Origin of the sequence: Pseudoalteromonas obscura, from assembly GCF_030135505.1 — a bacterium.
GTDB classification, from domain to species: domain Bacteria; phylum Pseudomonadota; class Gammaproteobacteria; order Enterobacterales; family Alteromonadaceae; genus Pseudoalteromonas; species Pseudoalteromonas obscura.
In genome coordinates this window covers 203079-222699 of the sequence record NZ_JASJUT010000008.1, presented here as the reverse complement: position 1 = coordinate 222699, position 19621 = coordinate 203079, and the positions used below count along the sequence as shown (strand labels likewise).

Below are 19621 nucleotides of genomic sequence, written 5' to 3'. Positions count from 1 at the left end.
TTTGATATGCAAAAAGAATTGTAGTTATGTTGAATCGCGGACACTTTGCGGCCAAAAAATACGGATAGTCTAAACTACAACAAAAGTTCTGGATGAAATTTAAACTATTTTGGTAAAAATGCTCGACAATAAAGATTTTCAGTGTATTATACGCCGCGTATGAAGATATTTGATTTATTTGTTGTTTGCGTTAGTTTCTGTTTTTGTCATAAAACCTAATTTTAGCCACTCACTTTACTTCCGATACTGTACACATTTTTTTTAATTTTAATATAAATAGGTAATTTATGTCTCAAGTAACAGGCACTGTAAAATGGTTTAACGAGTCAAAAGGTTTTGGCTTTATCGCACAAGAAAATGGTAACGACGACGTATTTGTTCACTTCAGAGCTATCCAGTCTGAAGGTTTCCGTACTTTGACTGAAGGTCAAAAAGTTAGCTTTACAGTAACTCAGGGCGCTAAAGGTCCTCAGGCTGAAAACGTAACTGTACTTTAATCAGTTATGTCGAGGTGCGGCGAATCGCTGCACCTTGTTGTTTAATCTGCAAATCTTTCTCCTACTTTGCCAGCCAACATCGGCTTAAACCTCTCTATAATACCCAAATCGTTTTACATTCTCCTGAAAATATAGTTTTTATAACTGACGTGTAAGATATTGCTACGATTTCTTGATATGTCTGTTTATCGCTCAATTGCATTTATTTGTTAATTCACAACAGAGCTCAAAGCTGCGATACAAATAGTGGCTCTTTGTTTTATAAGAAAAAATTCAGCCATGGCCTATGATGTTGTCCTTTTCCAAGCCCGTACCTAGGTGTTTATTCAAGTGCAGCTGCGAAGTGCGCTGTGCTTCACCTTTGTAACGACTCATTTCTTATCTCGATTTATGTATTTTTACTTTGTGTTATCGGGTACAGTGATAACCTGTTAAAAACAAAGGAATCAAGAAAGTGGCTAAGCTACCAATTTATGTGGTTGATGCATTTACCAGTACCCAATTTAAAGGCAATTCGGCTGCTGTTGTGCCATTAGAAGCTTGGATAAGCGAAGAGTTAATGCAAAATATTGCAGCTGAAAACAACCTATCTGAAACCGCATTTATTGTGCGCGGCGGCTCAAACAGTTATCAGATCCGCTGGTTTTCTCCGTTAACCGAAATTGCCTTTTGTGGTCATGCTACGCTCGCGACAGCGTTTGTATTATTTAATCATTTAGGCTTGAGCAGTTCTGTCGAGTTTACAACGCAAACAGTTGGCAGCTTAACAGTAACACAGCTCAGTAATGGGAAATTGGAAATGAACTTTCCGATGCAAATGCCTGAGCCGCTATCTGAAGTGCCAAGCGCACTATTAAAGGGATTATCTATCGAGCCTCAAGAGATACTACAAAATCGCCAAGCGTATTTTGCGATTTACGATACTGAGACAGACGTAAAACAAGTAAAATATGATGCTCAGCTGCTTAAGATGCTAGCCCCATTAGATGTTGTAGTGAGTGCACCTGGAGTCGATGATGACTTTGTGTCGCGCTATTTTTGGCCTGCCAATGGAGGAGAGGAAGATCCTGTTACTGGGTCTATTCATACCGGCCTTGCTCCTTTTTGGGCAAAAAAACTCGACAAACACGTATTACATGCCTTTCAAGCTTCAGCGCGAGGGGGACATCTTGTGTGTGAAGTCGACTTTTTAGCCCAGCGCGTCACAGTTATCGGTGAAGCGGTGCTATATCTGCAAGGCCACATAACTGTGTAACACTCTTAATTATGACGTCACGTTGTGAGGAAATTACCTTGATGCATAAACAAAGATTAGCGGTACTTGGATTGATTTTTGTGGCCTTGATGGCCGCTGTGACTGTGATTGCACATATGTCTTGTATTTGGTTGGGGGAGGCGTGTTACCGTGTGCAGCTTGCTCCAAATGTGCTTGTGGAATCTGCTAAAAATGGCACGTGGCTAGCGCCTGTAGCGACCGTTGGTATCTCTTTGCTTTTTGCAATATGTGGTGCGTATGCGCTAGCCGGGGCGGGCTTAATACGGCGTTTACCGCTCACTTATTTGGCCTTAGTGGTGATTGGAATATTGTGTGTGATTCGAGGTCTTGCTGGCTTGGTGTTGAGCATAGTGTTTATTGATATGGTTACAGTATTTTCTGTTATAGCCAGTGCAATTTGGTTTATGTGCGGCCTTATGACCTGTTTGGCTTTAAAATGGGTGCCAAATATTAAAATGACACCCGCAAACACTACAAGTATTTAAGCAAAGGGCTGTGGTGGGTTCGTTTTAACGCCAAATAGTATTTACAAGGTATATACAATGCCAATGTAATGACGACCCATGCTATGTAGGCAACCCATAGACTAGGTTCATAGCTAGTGGGCCAATCAGGTGGTGTGCTAAAAAAGTCTATGGTTTGACCATAGGTTAACTGACTATATATTTGTGCGCTGAGGTTAATAACTGGAATATGGAGTAAATAGTAAAACAGTGGCACGCCACCTAGTATTTTCAAACCATTGAGCCAGTTAAGAGAGCGGTTGCGTGTTTGTGCGTACTCAAGTGAAGCCAAAATTAGTAGGCCTGGGCCAATTGTCATCAGCAAATATACTAAAGAGGGTGGGTATTTACTGTTGTTGAGTAGGGACATGATAGAGGTGACCAATGAAGGGTCGGGCACAAATAAGTTAGGCTCACCATAAATATTACCTAGCTTCAAAAGTGCAAATACAACAATAGTGATGCCACCGAGTGTGGCAAACACTTTGTATCTCAGGCTCGCATTGAGTTTAAACAAATTGCCGCAGCAATAGCCTAACGACATGACCGCAAACCATGGAATTAAAGGGTACAGCGCGAATATTTGAAGCCGGTCTGAGAGGTTAAATGTGGTGGGGCTGTGCAGTAAATGCCATAGCCAAGTCAAATCTTGCCCAACCCAATTCAGAATGGCGTGATCATTCAGAGCGTTATGTGTGATGATTACAAAAAACGATAATAAACAGAGCAAATTATAGGGTAAATAAATCATCCCAGCCAAGACAATCATAGAGCAACCAATTACCCAAATCACCTGCAAAAAAACCACGTCATAACCAAACTGCCAGCTAAAATTTACCACCGTAAGTTCTAGTAAAATCAGCCAACTCCCGCGACTGAGCAGGTAATTTCGTAAAACCTTTTTAGACTGAACCTGTTGGCCGTATAAATATGCGCTGATCCCCGTTAAAAATATAAATAAGGGGGCACAAAAGTGTGTTACCCAACGAGTTAAAAACCATGCCAGCGTTGTTTGGTCTAAATCGGTGGGGGAAAATGGGGTTTCAGCCCAATAGCGCCGGGTGTGGTCAAGCGCCATAAGGACAATAATTAAGCCTCTGAGAATATCTAGAGAGTACAGTCTATCTATCTTTGCCACGTACACTGTCTTATTGTGAATTTAATGTTAACTAACTTTAGTTCAATTTCACAATGTGTGCGGCTTATTGGAGAGAAAGAGTGTCTCTTTTCTTACACTTGGTCTAATTGCTCACGAAAAGCGGAGACAGATTTACCAAAATGACGCTTAAACTGTTTAGATAGTGCTTGTGGATCTTGGTAGCCAACGGAGGTAGCGATATCGGCGAAGTGTTTATTGGAGTAAATTAGTTGCTCTTTGGTTTTTTCAAGACGTAACAAGCGGATATAGTCAAATGGCGTCATGCCGATTGCAGATTTAAAACGCCGGATCAGCGTGCGGTCTGATACACAGGCTATTTCGGCCAACGCTTTAAGCGTAAAGTTGGTCTTTAATTGCGCCTTGATGTGGATTTGTGCTGCTTGAACAGCAGTGTCTTTATGTGAATCGAGCGCGCTGCTTATCATAAATGCAGTTTGGCGCAATTGCGGCTCAGGTATTGCCAACCAACTCATAACTTGCTGGGCAATATCATCTCCTATTTGTCGTTTAATGAGCGCTAACATTACATACATATAACTATGGGCGGCACCCGCGGTATAGAGTTTTTGGTCGCACAGATAGATGGGTGATGTATCTAAGTTAAGTTCTGGAAAATAGCGATTAAAAAATGCCTCTAGCCACCAGCTGGCAGTAATACGCTGTTTATCCAACAAGCCAAGCGCCGCTGCATAGGCAACACCACAACACCCAGCGACCAAGGTTGGCGGAGAAATACCTTTTAGTTTTTTACTCAATAATGATGCATAGGCGCTTAATGTACGGCATTCCTGCCAAAGGCGTTTATCTCCTTGGTATTGGCTACCGATAATAATTAAAACATCAAAGTGATCAAGCTCGCTTAGCGTGCAGTCCACATTAAACGACAAACCTTGGCTGCTGACGATACGATCATCACCTAGTGACACAATTTGCCATTGGTAGAAGGTTGTTCTCATAATTCGGTTAGCCACATTTAATACATCGATAATACCAGTAAGTGCACTGGCCATCACTCCTTGCTGGCATAGGATCGCTACCTTCATGTCGTTTTCACCTTTAAAGTTGTCATTAGTGACACTTTAGGGAGCGGGAAGCCTTCTGTAAAGTGGCACTACTCTGATCTTTTAAAGGAAATAGTTATGTGGATCCATTACCCCATTTTTGCATTGGTACTGTTATTTCTATGGCTTTGGCTAGCGACAGCAAGTTTAAGAATAACGGCAGTAAAAAGAGGCGAGCTTTCACTAAAAGCCGTTAATTATGTGCTAAAGGATGAAATGAACAACAGAACTCGATTGTATGGTAATAGCTATGACAACCAATACCAGCAACCGATTTTATTTATTTGTCTTTTAGCACTGCTGCATATCGAGTCTATCGCTGGCATTGGTTGGTACATATTGGCGCTTATTTTTGTTGTGTCTCGATATTGGCATTGCTATGAGCATATTAACTCAACCAATATCCGAAAGCGCACTGTGGCATTTGCATTGTCTAGCTTAAGTTTATTTGGCGGGTGGATAGCATGGTTTGCTCTAATGAGTATAAGTTGAAGTGAGTTGATATATAAAAAAGCAAGGCAATTGCCTTGCTTTGGTTGGTATCATTGTTTGCCACAAATTAACTGCTGTGGCGCAGTGAGATTGAAATTTATAGGGCTAGGTTATTTCAACCATTCAATCATGTTGTCCATCAATGCCTGTGTTGCTATAAGCCCATCTTGACCGCCGACGTCACACAAACCTAAGCCACATCCATCAAAGTGGTGTTCCGCTTTTTCTAATAAATGCAATTCGCTGCCCTCACGGCACTGTATTTGAGCATATTGTTTCGTGAAAGCGAGCTCATTTGCCTGTGCTGGGCCTGATGAAATATTGCCAGCTAATGCGTTACACAGTCGTAGAGACTGAGTTGGAGAAACGATTGTATCCGCCATTCCGTGACTAATAAACATATCGGGTGCAAGGTGCGGTGCTTGCTCAATGGCTTCTAACAAACTGTTGTTGACGATCACAGGTTCATTGCCAGTCAAATCTTGCCAGCGTTCTTTACCAGATAAGGTTGCTATCATCCATTCAATATAGCCATGAACATAACTACCGTCTTGGACCTCTTTAAGTTGATGTGCAAAATCTGGCACTGGGAACATTGGCGCTATTTTGTCTACTTTGGTAGGGAATTGCTGAGATAACCACACAGCCATGTGCCCGCCAGCTGATTGACCTGTAATTCGCAGTGACTTTTCGCTGGTTGTATAGTGAGCATTGTTCGCTTGTACCCACAAAAATGCGTCGCGAATATCTTGCTTGCTGTCTTCAATATTTACTCGGTTGCATGCAGGTCCAGCTTCTATGTTTTCAACCAAACGATAAAATGGCATATATACAACAAATCCAGCGTCTGTAAAATGGGCTATTTGTGCTTCAGCTGTGCGAGCTGTACCGAGTCTCTCTAGCCATCCGCCACCGTGGATCATCATAACTGGAGTTGCGTTGTGATTGTTGGCGTTTTTGTACACCCGCATTTCCAAGTGGCAACTTCCGCGCTCATTGTAGGTTGTTTTATAAGTTGTTCGCTGCACTAATGGCGTCTCGGCAAAGCTTTGCGGTTTTGTTGTAATTGGCAATGTGGCACTATAGCCAGGCATCCATGCATCATGAACATAATTGAGATCTTCGCTGTTGCCGTAGCGCTCAGCGCGAAAATCAAATTCTCTCAGACAAAACTCGGTATCGGACTCATTTTTGTACTCAATTGCGGTTGTACACTGCGCATCTGTGTAATACCAGCTTCTGTGTGCACTATCTGCGGACTGTACTTTACACTGACCGTCTTGGCTATACAGCTTCGGTAATAAGCTTGTAGCAGGTTTGCTGGCCACAGCTGCAAAGCAGTAGCTTGCGCCTTGTAAAATGCCTGCAATTTCAGGAGATCCGCTATTTAGCATATCCCGCAATGCAGCATCGTGGTGCTGAAAATAGCCCATTGATGCTTCAAGTGGTGAGTTTCCGTGTGTAGGCTTGCCTTCTAAATAGTGTGTGAGCAGTGCTTGTGGATCTGGAAATATTGATGCACTTGCAATAGCTGAGGCGGACAAGGCGAGACAGCCAAGTAAGTTTGATACGTGTTTCATAAAGGTTCCTTGTTGACATACTAAAAGTAAAGACGTGTATTTATTTCATATATTTAGATGTTTTTGGATGTTTCACGAGAATGTAACAAGGTGTAACTAGTTTTGCTTGAGTTAGCCAGATCATAAAGTTGTAATTATATGAATAATAAAAGGAGTTTTAGAATTGTATTTTTTATTCAAAAACAAATTTTGGTGAATTTTTTGTGTCTTAAGTGTTATTTTTATTCCTTTTTTGTGTTTATACTGAGAGCAAAGTTTTTGGGTACAATTGTTAAAACAAACAGTAAGTAGCGATTTATGAATATAAAAATAACAAAACTAGCATTCGTTGTAGCCGCTTCTTTAAGCGCAACTGCACATGCCAATATCGAGTATCCTTTGATGCCCGGTGATCCTCTTGTTGACCAGCAATGGCACTTGAAAAATACCGGCCAGGCCGCGTTCTCAGATCGCGGCGGAAAACCTGGTGAAGATATGAATGTATCGCTTACGCATGCTATGGGCATTATGGGCGCAGGAGTAACGGCGGCAGTCATTGATGGCGGGGTGGAAATAATGCACCCAGACTTGAGAGACAACGCACGTCCAGGTTCTTGGAACTTTACAAACAATAGTCCGGACTTGGCACCGGGCAGCCCAACTGACAGGCATGGCACAGCCGTTTCTGGGATCATCGCTGCAAGTGCCTTCAACGGTATTGGTGGACGTGGTGTTGCACCAAGAGCTGGTTTAGTTGGTTTCAACTATTTGGTATCTGGTAACCAAACAATGGCTAACTGGCTGCAGTCTCATGGTATGTACTCAGATGGCTTCGCTAAACAGTCTTTTGACTTTCCTCGTGTTTTTAATCAAAGCTATGGTAGAACGCTCTCTTCACCGAGAAGCTTCGACTACCAAGAGTCACCATGGCTCAAGACCTACGAAGATGCACAAGAAGAGATCACGCGCACAACACACGGTGGTCGCGGTGCAATTTTTGTAAAATCGGCGGGTAACGGCTATGAAAGGCAAAGCTTCACAGATAGCAAATTTGGACGTGGCTACCTTCGTTTCGACAATTATAACCATGGATTGCCGCTGCAAAATGTAAACCTTGAGCGTATGGATTCAAGCTTCTGGAACCTAGTGGTTTCAGCGTATAACGCTGATGGCGAGCGCTCTTCATACTCTACAGTTGGTTCAAGTGTATTTGTATCTGCGCCTGGCGGTCAGTATGGCACAAGTTCACCTGCGATCATCACGACTGATGTGTCAGGCTGTGACGCTGGCTATAACCCGCTTTGGTTGCGTAATGATTTACATGGCGGTCACCCACTGGATCCAAACTGTGATTACAGTGCAAGATCAAATGGTACTTCGGCAGCTGCACCGAATGTTGCTGGCGCAATCGCTGTTATAATGTCGGCAAATCCAGCGCTTTCTTGGTTAGATGTGAGACACATCTTGGCAGCGACATCTCGACGTATTGATGCAGATCACCCTGGTGTGGCGCTTTCATTTAAAGACGCAAGCGGCGAGCAAGTGAGCTATCAAGCTATCGATGCATGGCAAACGAATGCTGCGGGTTATCAGTTCCACAACTTCTATGGATTTGGTGCGGTTGATGTAGATGCTGCGGTTAACCTCGCGCGTTTTTACGATAAAAACTTAGGTGAATTCGTAAAAACTGACAGAGAGCTTGTGACGGCGGGAGTTGAAATTCCAGATGGCCGTTTAAGCGGTGTACAAAGCAACTATCATTACGCGCAAGACCTAACGGTGGATGCAGTGCAGGTTCGCGTAAATATCGACCATACCAGTACACGAGATTTAGCGATTGAGTTGATTTCTCCGTCTGGAACACGAAGTGTGATCATGACACCTAGAACCGGCACGATATTAGGCAATGAAGGTATGCAAAATACTCAGATGTTAACGCATCACTTCTATGGTGAACAAGCCAAAGGCGAGTGGACATTACGAGTGATTGATACTGCATCTGAAGATGAAGCTTACATCTTTGATCCACGTGCCTCAGGTGAGCCAAATATCAATATGGTTCATCGCAATAATACTGAAAATGGCGTACTAAAGTCTTGGGATATTCGCTTTTTTGGACGTAAATAAGGAGAAGTATCATGAAATTTAAATTAATCCCTTTACTCGCTGTTGTCGGTAGTTTATTTGCGGTACAAGCAAGCGCCCAACCTGCATACGAAGCGACAGCTGTGAGTAGCTCGTCAGGTATTAGCGTTAACGTAAATGGCAAAGATTATGTCCTAGCTGCAGCAAACAGTGACCAAGACATGGTTGCTGGCGCTGCATTGATTGATATTTCGACAGATGAAAGCGTCACACTGACAGGAGAGTTGATTGTTGAGCTCGAGTCTTTGATCAATGCGAAAGAGTTTGCCTCTGCCAACCAACTGAATCTGATCTACGTTCGAGGTAATCGCGCAATTTTCCAAGCTGCACCCAATGCTGCACTGCTGACGTTTAAAAGCAAGGTTGAAAATTTAACTGGCGTTGTTGACGTACAATTAGGATTCCAAGTTGAAGGATTAGAAGCAGAATAAGAAATTAAATAAAGCCACTTTGGTGGCCTTATTTTGATGCTGAATCCAAAGCCCCATCAGGGGCTTTTATTATTGCATAAGTTGGTTAATGTACTTAACTGGTGCGCTACCGTAGCTTAAAAACTCTTCGTGGAAAGCTTTTAAATTAAAGTCTTTACCAAGCTTTTCTTTTTGCTTCTCACGTAAATCATAAATTTCACGATAACCACTGTAATAGCTCGTTAGCTGTACTTGGCTTAGTGTCGCTCTGCGCCATTTGCCTTCAGCTTCAGCGCGTTCTTGGAATGCGCCATTCATCAATAAATCTAGGCCCTCATCACGGCTGATCCCTTTGACTTGAATTGCATAATCTAAAATTGTGTTACAGATAACACGCAAATTCCACTTGTAGTACATCAGCCACATTTCAGGCTCATGATTGCCATAGCCTTCTTCTAGCATCATACGTTCAGTGTAAACGGCCCAGCCTTCTATCATGGCGCCATTTCGTAAGATAGTTTTAATAATTGACGGTGATTTGTTTGCGTAAACAAGCTGTGTGTAATGACCAGGTACAGCTTCATGGATATTTAGAATTTGTAAAATCCAATGGTTGTACTCGCGTAAAATAGAGCTCGCTTGCTCTTCTGTTCTCAGTTCCAGCGGTTCAACATTGTAGTAAGTATTTTCTTTTGCACCGTATGGGCCCGGCGCCGAAATTGAAGCCATGGCAAATCCGCGCATAAACTCTGGGGCTTCACGCACAACTAGGGGTTTTTCAGGATCTAGGGAAATTAGATCATTTTCTATAACAAACTTTTCAAGTAATGGGATCTGACGCTTGATCTCATCAACAAACTTCTCTTTTGGCACATGATTTACAGACAAGTGCTTAATGAGTTTGGCGATGGCTTGTGTATCACCTGCTGGACGCGCTGTGTTAGGGAAGTATTTTGGCCATAATTGGTCAGTTAGCTTTACCATCTCTTTGGTGACACGAGCTTTATCTGCGAGTGCTTTTTCATACATGGTCTTTGCGGTGTAACCTGACTGAATATCAAAAGCAAATTTTTCTTCATATAACTCTTCACCAATTCGGAAGCTACGCGCATTGCCATTGGCTGTTAGGTCTTTTTCTAATTTAGTGAGAAAGCTAATGTAGCCGCTAATGGCGGTTTTTGCATTGGCAAAGCGAGTCTTGAATAGTGCTTTTTCATCTGCTGTAAGTACATCAGAAGCATCTACTTTATCAAGTAGGTCGTCTGTTAATACCGCAAATGCCCCTTGGTTTTGTGCAATAGCTAATTGAGTATACTCAAGGGTTGGTGTATCTATGTTATCTTGTGCAGTTTTGTAAAATTCAGGCACATACTTTAAACGCTCTAATACTGTTTTGTATTTTACTTCGTCTGATTTAAAGCGACTGCTTAAGATGGTGTTAAAGCCATATGAAATATTGTAGTTGGACGGGTTCCACTGCCAAGATTTAAATTTTTCAATTTCCCAGATCTGTTTTTCAAGGCCGTTTTCAATCAAGTAATAATCTGTTTTTTGATTGTTACTCAAGCTGTTTAAATCAAAGCTACGTAATTGACTTAGTTTCGTTTTTGAGAAGGCTAAATTGCTTGCGCGCGACTCGTTATTAGGTATGGTCATCACATCATCATATTTGCCGTAGCCCACATGCAGAGAATATTCTGGATATTGACGCCACATATCTTCAATAAACTGCTCTGAGAACGCAATAAACTCTTGATTTTGAGAAGCTTCAGCGACAACTGGAGCGGTCGATGGAGATGAGGTATTTGTAGTTGTACAGCCAGCTAGAGCTAAGGCAGCTGCAACAGCCATTGTGAGCGCTGTTTTTTTCATTCGCTTGTTCCTATTTTTAATTTTCCTTATCATAACAATTTTTTGCGGCTCTTGCTTGCTCTGGCTGTTCAAGCCAAACGGCGCCGTTGCTTTCTTTTGCCACAATGTCATCAGGGTTGTACATAGGGCATGATTTCATGGATAAACAGCCACAACCTATGCATCCGTCAACCATTTCTCTGACGCGCATCATATATGCGATCTTTTCATCTAGCTGTGCCTGCCAAAAGCGTGACATATTCGCCCAGTCTTCTTTGGTTGGTGTCCTGCTCTGTGGCAATTGGCCTAAGGTTTCCTGAATTTCAGAAAGCGATATGCCCATTTTTTGCCCAGCTTTAATAACGGCAATTCGGCGCAATACATCTTTTTTGTACCTGCGTTGGTTACCCGTGTTGCGCCAGCTTCGGATTAACCCTTTTGTTTCATAAAAGTGCAATGTAGATACTGCGACGTCAGCACGCTTAGCCACCTGTCCAACACTGAGTCGCGGCTCATCTCTGAGTGTAGAGTCCGACATGTTTGCCCCTTTCTTTAAAAATTCAAATTAGTGCTTTACCTAAACTTAGGTTGAGGTTTTAGCCTAGCAGCAATTCAATTAAAGGAGAACAACATTGAACACAATTATTGTTTATTCGAGCGCAAATAAAATGGGCAATACGGGCGTAGCTGTGGAGGAAATGGCTAAAGAATACAACGCGCAAACGTTGTTTTTGGATGATTATGTTATCAACGATTATAGCTATGAGCACAAAAACAAAGATGATGACTTTAGAGCCTTATTTAGACATGTTCTCCAATTTGAACATGTGGTATTTGCCTCGCCTGTATATTGGTATGCAGTTACACCAAGAATGAAGGCGTTTATTGATAGGATCACTGAGTTTATGGATGACGAAGTACTTAAGCCTGAGTTACGTGAGTTGAGAAGTAAACAGTTTTCGATATTGTCCACATCAATTCACGAAACAGCACCGCTCGCGTTTACGGATATGCTGAGAAAAACCTTCGAGTATTTGGGTATGCAGTTGCGAGGAATACATCATCAGCAGTTCCCCTATGAAGACTAGTTAGACTGTTGCTGTAAAAATAGCGTTTGATATTGCTTGGGCGTTTTATTGAACGCTTTTTTAAAGCTCCGGCTCAATTGACTGGGGTGGTTAAACCCTAGGGTGAAGGCGACAGTTGTCACGCTTTCACCTCGTTCTAATAAAGTGCGCGCGGACATCATCTTTTGGCCATGGAGCCAGTTTTGGGGCGTGGTACCAATGCGTTTCTTGAATTGATCAAAAAACTTACTACGGCTCATGCAGGCGATTTTGCACAGTTTATCGATGTCGAGTTGTTCGGATAAGTTGTTTTTCATGTAGTCGATGGCTGCATGAATACCTGTTTTAAAGTTGCACAGTGCAACTTGCTGAAATAGAAGGTCTCGGCTCTGTTGCTGCAATAGGCGAGCGACCAGTTCATTCAATGCCAAATCAATGTAAAAGTCTCGTTGTGGGGCGTTTTCACAAAATAGATGAGTTAAGCGGTTCAGCAATTGCTGTGTTTGTGCATTGTGTTCATTGTGCACTAGTTCTGGGTGGTAATTGTATTGCGGTTCGGGGCTATCGTTATGCCGATTCAACTGCTCTGCAACAGTCGCTATTTTATCCTTGCTGATGTCTATTGCTAAGCAGGTTGTTGGTCGGTCAAAGCAGGCTGTGGGAAAATCAATATATACTGCTTGCTCAGGTGCCAGCACAAAGCTTTCATTGGGTAAAAATGCTTGATGATAATCACAACTGTTGACGTGCATGACCTTTTTACCGGTCAGCATGCCACAAAAAAGTACGTTGCTGGAGTAAAGGCGAATATGTTGTGCGTTCTCATACGTATCATAAATGCTAAGTTCAACGTCATTGCTCGCAAAGTGCACGCGATTCTCTACTAGTGACGTGATTTTTTGCCTTTTTTTATTCAGTTGCTCAAGCATTCTTTATTCCCTGTTTGGACTCTAATGCAAACATTTTATACGCAGAGTTAAGTTTTTAATCCGCCTTTTGATTAATGTCAACCGAATAACAATAAGTTTACCGCCAACAGTGCGCGTGAAATAAAACGACAATTTCAAGTTGAAGAGGCATTTATGATTTATGCAAACCCAAATACATCAGATGCAATAGTGAATTTTAAGTCAGTGTATGACAACTATATTGGTGGCAAATGGAGTAAACCAGTTGAAGGGGTGTATTTCGACAATATTAGTCCTGTAAATGGCCAAGCTTTTTGCCAAGTTGCCAGATCTGGCGCCAAGGATATTGCGCTGGCACTTGACGCTGCGCACAGTGCCAAGGAAGCGTGGGGCACAACATCAGTGACAAACCGCAGCAATATTTTGCTGAAAATAGCAGACAGGATTGAGGAAAATTTAGAATATTTAGCCGTGGCAGAAACATGGGACAACGGTAAAGCGATTCGTGAAACGCTTGCTGCCGACGTGCCTTTAGCCGCCGACCACTTTCGCTATTTTGCTGGGTGTATTCGGGCGCAAGAAGGGAGTATTGGCGAAATAGATGAACACACAGTCGCATATCATTTTCATGAGCCTTTGGGTGTCGTTGGACAGATCATTCCGTGGAATTTCCCTCTGCTGATGGCTGCATGGAAGCTTGCTCCAGCACTTGCTGCTGGCAACTGTGTCGTACTTAAGCCTGCGGAGCAAACACCGGTTTCTATTTTATTATTGATGGAACTAATAGAAGACTTAATTCCGGCAGGTGTGGTCAATATAGTCAACGGATTTGGTAAAGAAGCTGGTGAGGCTCTGGCAACCAGTGATCGTATCGCAAAAATAGCTTTTACTGGCTCAACACCAGTGGGCTCGCACATTTTGAAATGTGCAGCAGATAACATTATTCCGTCTACGGTTGAGCTTGGTGGAAAATCACCAAATATCTACTTTAGTGACGTCATGGAAAAAGACGATGAGTTTTTGAGCAAGTGTGTTGAAGGTGCAGTACTTGCCTACTTTAACCAAGGTGAAGTGTGCACCTGCCCATCTCGGTTATTCGTTCAAGAAGATATCTATGATGAATTTATAGCCAAAGTAATTGAGCGAACAAAGCAAATCAAACGCGGAAACCCTTTGGATACCGAGACCATGGTAGGGGCTCAGGCTTCACAGGCGCAATTTGATAAGATTTTAAGTTACATTGATATTGGTAAAAAAGAAGGCGCGGAAGTCCTGCTTGGTGGAGAAGTTGAGCAGCTGAATTCAGAATATGAACAAGGTTATTATATTCAGCCAACCTTACTGAAAGGGCACAACCAAATGCGTGTGTTCCAAGAGGAGATATTTGGTCCGGTGATCTCTTTGTGTACGTTCAAAGATGAAGCTGAAGTATTGGCCATGGCAAATAGCAGTGAATTTGGTTTGGGTGCTGGGGTTTGGACACGCAACATGAATCGCGCGTATCAATTTGGCCGAAAAATAGAAGCTGGTCGCGTATGGACAAACTGTTACCACATGTACCCTGCCCATGCCGCTTTTGGTGGTTATAAGCGCTCTGGTATAGGGCGAGAAACACATAAAAAGGCATTGGATCATTATCAACAAACTAAAAACCTACTAGTCAGCTATAGCGAAAGCCCACTTGGGTTCTTTTAAGTTATAGCCTTTGCAAGATGCGCGACCAGAGCCATGGTCGCGCTCTTTTTCGCGACATTGTTTGGCCAGATGGCATATACCGGTATCGGGGATACATGCCAATCGGGCAGTAATTCACTTAAACCTCCTTGCGCCAATGCCGACTCGACTAGGTAATCTGGGGGAGTTGCAATTCCCAACCCATCTTTACACAGTTGTGTCATACCCTCGACAGTATTTACACTGACTTGGAATTTAAAAAGAATATCTTGTTGGCCTAATTGATGATGAGTGAGTGTTCGTTTATTCGGTAGGCTCGCTAATTTTATCCAAGGCAGCCGTTCAAGATCTTTTGGCTCATTGATTTGCATATCTGGTTTTATAAACTTTGGGGCGCAAGTCAGTTTTCGGTTGATGTGTCCAAGGCGTTTACTTTTAAGTTCGCTGCTAGGCAAACTCCCCACCCGTATAGCAATATCAATGCCTTTCTCGATCAAGTTTTCGTAAATATCACTGTAGTTAATATGTATTTCGAGTGCACGATGTTGCTGACAAAAATCAGCTAGGGCACGGGTGTATTGAGACCGCACTAGTGCGGTTGGCAGACTTACTGTTAAACGTCCACAGAGCACGTTTGTTTGTGCACTGATGGCAGACAACCCCTGCTCAACACTATGTATCATAGTGGTACTTACCTCCAATAACTGCTCTCCCTGCTCAGTTAAAGAGAGTTTACGAGTTGAGCGATACAGTAAAGGCGTATCCAGCTTTTTTTCAAGCATGGTGATGTGATAACTGACGACCGATGGAGACAAGTTAAGTGCCCGCGCTGCGCCCCTAAATGATCCTTGTTCAACAACAGTAGAGAAGATAGCGATGCTTTTTAAATCATCAATCATATTGAGTAAGTTTTTAGAACAGTGATTTCTATTTATACCATCTAATAAAACTAATAACAGGTATGTACACTCAAATTTTACATAAAAACGGAGTGTATTATGTTGATGATCATGGCTATGGGTTTGTATGCGTTTTCTATGTCGATCACGCCTGGACCGGTTAATTTAATCATTTTTTCAGGAGGACTGAATCGCGGCGTTAATGCCACATTGCCTTTTATTTTTGGCGCGACAATGGGGTTTAGTGTTCTATTAGTTACAACCGGCCTCGGGCTTGGCTGGGTGGTGCAACAACATACTTGGTTAGTCACCATTTGTACACTCATAGGCTGTGCTTTTATGCTGTATATCGCGTATGGGCTTTTTCGGACTGATGGGCACATAGGCGCGGCTAAAGGATCGCAAGCAGGACTTAGCGCTGGGTTTGCATTAATGTGGTTGAACCCCAAGGCATGGCTTGGTGCAATAGCTGGCAACAGTTTATTTATTGAACCTAATCAAACTGCTAAGTTATTTGTGTTTGTGATGGTATACGCTTTGGTGTGTTTTATCTGTTTAACGCTTTGGGCGGTGTTTGGCAAACAGGTGTCTAAGCACTTAGTGAAGGAACAAAGTTTACGTTGGCTCAATAAAATTGCCGCGGTGGTATTGGCTGGTATGTGCGTTTTGGTATTGCTTGAATTGGTGAATTGGTGAATTGGTGAATTGGTGAATTGGTGAATTGGTGAATTGGTGAATTGGTGAATTGGTGAATTGGTGAATTGGTGAGTTGGTGAATTGGTGAATTGGTGAATTGGTGAATTGGTGAATTGGTGAATTGAGGTTGGCGTGTTTAATACCTCAACTGCATGCTCAATGATTTTTATACTGCTCCAGTGCGTCATGATTAACCGAGATTGCAAAGAGCGACTAGCAGCTGATGTTCGTAAGCTCAACCCAACAAAAGCTTTTCACAGTAAAGTCGCAAAGATGACCTGTTATACAGGTCGAGATCAAATTGAGGCCTCAAGTTTACAGCTCCGAGGCCCCTGCCAAGGCTATGACTTGTACTTTCTAAAAGCACAAATACTAAATAAGACAAGGCAAATTACATGATAGAAAGAACCTGAACTACTGAGGTTAGAAGATTGATTTGGCGTAGTCTGAGGCTCAGGCTCAGGTTGGGGCGCAGCCTTGTCATCCTGTTTATTGTCAGGTTTGTCGTTTACTTCAATTGTAAAACTAAGCTGTGTAGCCCGTGCTCCATCGCTGGCGACAAAGGAAAGCACTTGAGCGCCCTCATTAGTGAGTGTGCCAGATAAAACACCATCATTGGTCAAAGTAAAACCTGAAGGCAATTGATCGGCAGAAAAGGTAATAGGGTCCCCATTGTTGTCGTGAATATATTGGGTTAAATCTATAGAGATGGTTTGGTTGACTTTAATCCTGTACTCGGGCTCTTCGCCACGCCAATCAGGTGCTATATTGGCTGTATCTAAGGCAATGCGATAGACACCACGACCATAAGTGAATGCGTACAAATAGTTGATGTGTTCGATGCGTCTTAACACTAGTCGATACACTGCAACATTAGGTAGGCCATGTATAAACGGTTGCCATGACTCGCCACCATCTTCTGTGTGGTAAACACCGAAGTCTGTTCCGACAAACAGTCTTTCAGGATCTTCTTTTAACTCGGCTAAGCTGTGTGCAGGGAGATCAGGAAAGCGCTCGTTATCTTCTCCGTCTATGTGCGCCCATGTGGTGCCGAGATCCTCACTTTTCCATATATGGTTTTCGCCAAAGGTAGATGCCACGGCATACATGTGCTTATCATCATGAATACTGTAATGGATCTCTCGCACGTAAGCGAAATCAGCAAAACTAATATCTTCAGGCTCTGTCGTATTATCAGCGCTCAGTGCGTTATTTAGACGTTTTAATTTACCATCTGTTTGAGCAAAAATAACGCGATTGCTGTTACCTGGCTGCACGGCCAATGCGGTTATTCCGCGGCGATACTGAGTTGTAAATGGGATGGATGCGCGGGTAAACTCTCCTTCGTCAATGTCATCTAAACGCCACAGGCTTTGCCCACCCAACCAGATGCGGGAACGGTTATTGGGGTCAATAACATAGGGAGTTATGAAGAGTGAACTCTCATTTTCTGGCAAAAACTTAAAGTCAGGTCCATTCTCACTGACTAAATAAACATTGCCATTTTGAGTCGATGCGGTCATGCGCTCGTTATCAATAAAAAATGCGTAGCCACCATCGCCTCCACCAACTTTTTGCCAGCCCATATCAGGGCTAAACAGTAAACTGCCATTGTCTTGTGCGCCCCCTAAAATGCGGCTGCCATCTTGTGAAACATCACCGTGGTAAAACTGCGTGACGTTGTAGCCCTCATTGATGTGTTGCCATTCTATTTCGGGTTCAGCAGCCTCGCAGGCATCTAATCCATTCGCTAACGGGTTAGAAGTCATCGCTATGCCCCCGTCGTTGACGTTAAATAGTCGTGTTTCATTGATGCCATCATAATTTGGATGAAAGTAAAGGCCATGATGATCAACATGAGGAGCATCCGCGCCATGATAGTAAAATGACATTTGTTGCCATGTCTGACCGCTATCGATCGAGCGCATCAACTCCACCCCACCAGTCCAAATGATATCTGGGTTTACGGGATCTATGGCGAGCGTATTGTCAAACCAACCTTGCCCATATATAAAGCTATTCTCTGGGTTTTGGCAGTTAATTGTCAGAGCGTTAGAGAGTACATAGCGGCCGAGTAATTGTGGGTGTTCATCACCAGTTATGAGTATCCAGTTTTCGCCGCCGTCTGTTGATTTGTAGATCCCTTGTAAAGCGTGAGGGACTCTTCCATGTGCGTTAAAGGCAGACATAGCATAGACGATTTTTGGGTCTGACGGCGCGAAAGCAAGGGTTGTACGGCCCTGATTTTGATGCTCGATGACAGAGCGCCAAGTTGTGCCAGAATCAGTACTTAGGTATACCGCACCGCCATCGGCAAAGTTACCGCAGCTTGCTAGAATTCTGTCTTGTTCATCACTAAGCGGGCTTATTGCCAATTCTAAACAGCCACCAACGACATGTTGTTGATCAAGGGATAATTGCCAATTAACTCCTTTGTCGTCAGATATCCATACCCCTGTATTTGTAACCGCATACAGTTTGCCTTTATTGCCAAAACGCAGCTTGTTCACATACTGAAAGTCGGCATTGTTGTTTGTGCTTTCAAGTTGCTGCCAGGTTTGGCCGCCATCTTTTGAAGTCATTATACCGTCGCCAGCGAAACCAACACTGTTGGTAAAGCCGCGTCCAACATAGACTCCTTCGCCGCTTCCTGCATAAAGGTGTTGACTATTTTTGGGGTCAAAAACCAATGTGCTAATTGCCATGCTCGGTAAATCGTTGGCGATGGGAAGCCAATTTGAGCCAGCATCGATAGATTTAAATATACCGCCTGAAATACCCGCTGCGAACATAATATCTGGGTCTTGTGGGTGAAATACCAAAGTTCGTGTTCGCCCTCCAACGCGGTTTGGCCCAAGGCTCTCCCATGTAAATTCTGACCCTGACGTATCTTTATATGCCTGTATTTGTGTGAAAACAGCTTCATATTTGGCTTGTATATCGACCTCTTGATTGGGGTTTAGGCGAATTAAACTTTGCATTGTGCGATCTGGTTCGCGGATATTCTTTGGATTTACTTTTATCTTGGGTGTTATGTTGTTGAGTGAAGGTTGATGAGTGTTGTGGTAAGTCGCCAGTACAATGGCTGCGAGTGCGCTACCAATAATACTAGCGAGTATTATTTTTTTTGTTTTCATGTTTATTCCTTTAATTTTTAATAAATGGCAGGGGTCAATTGTTCGCTGCCAATTACTAACATATCAGGAAGATAGCCACTTTTTGTCATTATTTTTTGTCGGTATTTAGAAATTACTTCCTTTTAAAGCAAGCGCTAAATATAGGGTGCTGAAGTAATTACTTATATTTTTGTTTTTCATCACCATTATTTTTTACTCTGCTACATATAGGTTACAGTTAGGCGCTAGAGAATTATTTTAATTGGTACATAAGGAAAAATGGCTAACAATGTCAGCGTAGCGAGGTT

17 protein-coding genes are annotated in these 19621 nt (G+C 42.8%); 9 read left to right on the top strand and 8 right to left on the bottom strand.

Annotation, left to right across the window (positions count from 1 at the left end):
- Positions 1-287 precede the first annotated feature (287 nt).
- From cspE to QNM18_RS18110, 3 genes are all read left to right on the top strand, one after another.
- Complete coding sequence (gene cspE / locus QNM18_RS18120; RefSeq protein WP_023398163.1) at positions 288-497, top strand: transcription antiterminator/RNA stability regulator CspE; 210 nt, start codon at positions 288-290, stop codon at positions 495-497.
- Positions 498-951: 454 nt separating this feature from the next.
- Positions 952-1752, top strand: a complete 801-nt coding sequence (locus QNM18_RS18115) for a PhzF family phenazine biosynthesis protein (protein ID WP_284138056.1) — start codon at positions 952-954, stop codon at positions 1750-1752.
- Between the two features lie 41 nt (positions 1753-1793).
- On the top strand, positions 1794-2258 hold the full coding sequence (locus QNM18_RS18110; RefSeq protein ID WP_284138055.1) for a hypothetical protein: 465 nt from the start codon (positions 1794-1796) through the stop codon (positions 2256-2258).
- Here QNM18_RS18110 and QNM18_RS18105 read toward each other — a convergent pair.
- Together QNM18_RS18105 and QNM18_RS18100 are read right to left on the bottom strand one after the other, a co-directional pair.
- Complete coding sequence (locus QNM18_RS18105) at positions 2245-3414, bottom strand: acetyltransferase domain-containing protein (protein ID WP_284138054.1); 1170 nt, start codon at positions 3412-3414, stop codon at positions 2245-2247. The two genes, QNM18_RS18110 and QNM18_RS18105, sit on opposite strands and share 14 nt — an antisense overlap.
- Before the next feature lie 92 nt (positions 3415-3506).
- The gene (locus QNM18_RS18100; protein WP_284138053.1) at positions 3507-4478 is read right to left on the bottom strand and encodes a GlxA family transcriptional regulator; all 972 of its coding nucleotides are present in this window, start codon (positions 4476-4478) and stop codon (positions 3507-3509) included.
- Between the two features lie 96 nt (positions 4479-4574).
- On the opposite strand from QNM18_RS18100, the gene QNM18_RS18095 reads away from it, so the two are divergent.
- The gene (locus tag QNM18_RS18095) at positions 4575-4988 is read left to right on the top strand and encodes an MAPEG family protein (RefSeq protein WP_284138052.1); all 414 of its coding nucleotides are present in this window, start codon (positions 4575-4577) and stop codon (positions 4986-4988) included.
- Between the two features lie 110 nt (positions 4989-5098).
- Here the strand turns inward: QNM18_RS18095 and QNM18_RS18090 are convergent, their stop codons facing one another.
- The gene (locus QNM18_RS18090; RefSeq protein WP_284138051.1) at positions 5099-6568 is read right to left on the bottom strand and encodes an alpha/beta hydrolase; all 1470 of its coding nucleotides are present in this window, start codon (positions 6566-6568) and stop codon (positions 5099-5101) included.
- A 297-nt stretch (positions 6569-6865) separates the two neighbouring features.
- Between QNM18_RS18090 and QNM18_RS18085 the strand changes: the two genes are divergently transcribed.
- Together QNM18_RS18085 and QNM18_RS18080 are read left to right on the top strand one after the other, a co-directional pair.
- Entirely contained in the window at positions 6866-8674 is a 1809-nt protein-coding gene (locus QNM18_RS18085) for a S8 family serine peptidase (RefSeq protein ID WP_211008371.1), read from the top strand.
- Between the two features lie 11 nt (positions 8675-8685).
- A complete protein-coding gene (locus QNM18_RS18080; protein ID WP_284138050.1) occupies positions 8686-9123 on the top strand; it encodes a hypothetical protein in 438 nt (145 codons plus the stop codon).
- 69 nt (positions 9124-9192) lie between these two features.
- On the opposite strand, the gene QNM18_RS18075 is transcribed toward QNM18_RS18080, so the two are convergent.
- The gene (locus tag QNM18_RS18075; RefSeq protein ID WP_284138049.1) at positions 9193-10974 is read right to left on the bottom strand and encodes a DUF885 domain-containing protein; all 1782 of its coding nucleotides are present in this window, start codon (positions 10972-10974) and stop codon (positions 9193-9195) included.
- A 16-nt stretch (positions 10975-10990) separates the two neighbouring features.
- A complete protein-coding gene (soxR, locus tag QNM18_RS18070) occupies positions 10991-11491 on the bottom strand; it encodes a redox-sensitive transcriptional activator SoxR (RefSeq protein WP_211008374.1) in 501 nt (166 codons plus the stop codon).
- Positions 11492-11585: 94 nt separating this feature from the next.
- On the opposite strand from soxR, the gene QNM18_RS18065 reads away from it, so the two are divergent.
- Positions 11586-12041 (top strand): flavodoxin family protein, encoded by a 456-nt coding sequence (locus tag QNM18_RS18065; RefSeq protein WP_284138048.1) that lies wholly within the window; start codon positions 11586-11588, stop codon positions 12039-12041.
- On the opposite strand, the gene QNM18_RS18060 is transcribed toward QNM18_RS18065, so the two are convergent.
- Positions 12038-12949 (bottom strand): helix-turn-helix domain-containing protein, encoded by a 912-nt coding sequence (locus QNM18_RS18060; RefSeq protein ID WP_284138047.1) that lies wholly within the window; start codon positions 12947-12949, stop codon positions 12038-12040. The two genes, QNM18_RS18065 and QNM18_RS18060, sit on opposite strands and share 4 nt — an antisense overlap.
- 153 nt (positions 12950-13102) lie before the next feature.
- Here QNM18_RS18060 and exaC point away from each other — a divergent pair, with 153 nt between their 5' ends.
- The gene (gene exaC, locus QNM18_RS18055; protein WP_284138046.1) at positions 13103-14623 is read left to right on the top strand and encodes an acetaldehyde dehydrogenase ExaC; all 1521 of its coding nucleotides are present in this window, start codon (positions 13103-13105) and stop codon (positions 14621-14623) included.
- Here exaC and QNM18_RS18050 read toward each other — a convergent pair.
- Entirely contained in the window at positions 14620-15501 is an 882-nt protein-coding gene (locus QNM18_RS18050; RefSeq protein ID WP_284138045.1) for a LysR family transcriptional regulator, read from the bottom strand. The two genes, exaC and QNM18_RS18050, sit on opposite strands and share 4 nt — an antisense overlap.
- Positions 15502-15600: 99 nt before the next feature.
- Between QNM18_RS18050 and QNM18_RS18045 the strand changes: the two genes are divergently transcribed.
- The gene (locus tag QNM18_RS18045) at positions 15601-16197 is read left to right on the top strand and encodes a LysE family translocator (protein WP_284138044.1); all 597 of its coding nucleotides are present in this window, start codon (positions 15601-15603) and stop codon (positions 16195-16197) included.
- A 341-nt stretch (positions 16198-16538) separates the two neighbouring features.
- On the opposite strand, the gene QNM18_RS18040 is transcribed toward QNM18_RS18045, so the two are convergent.
- Positions 16539-19334: a beta propeller repeat protein gene (locus tag QNM18_RS18040; RefSeq protein ID WP_284138043.1), complete on the bottom strand. Its 2796-nt coding sequence runs from the start codon at positions 19332-19334 to the stop codon at positions 16539-16541.
- Positions 19335-19621: the final 287 nt, after the last annotated feature.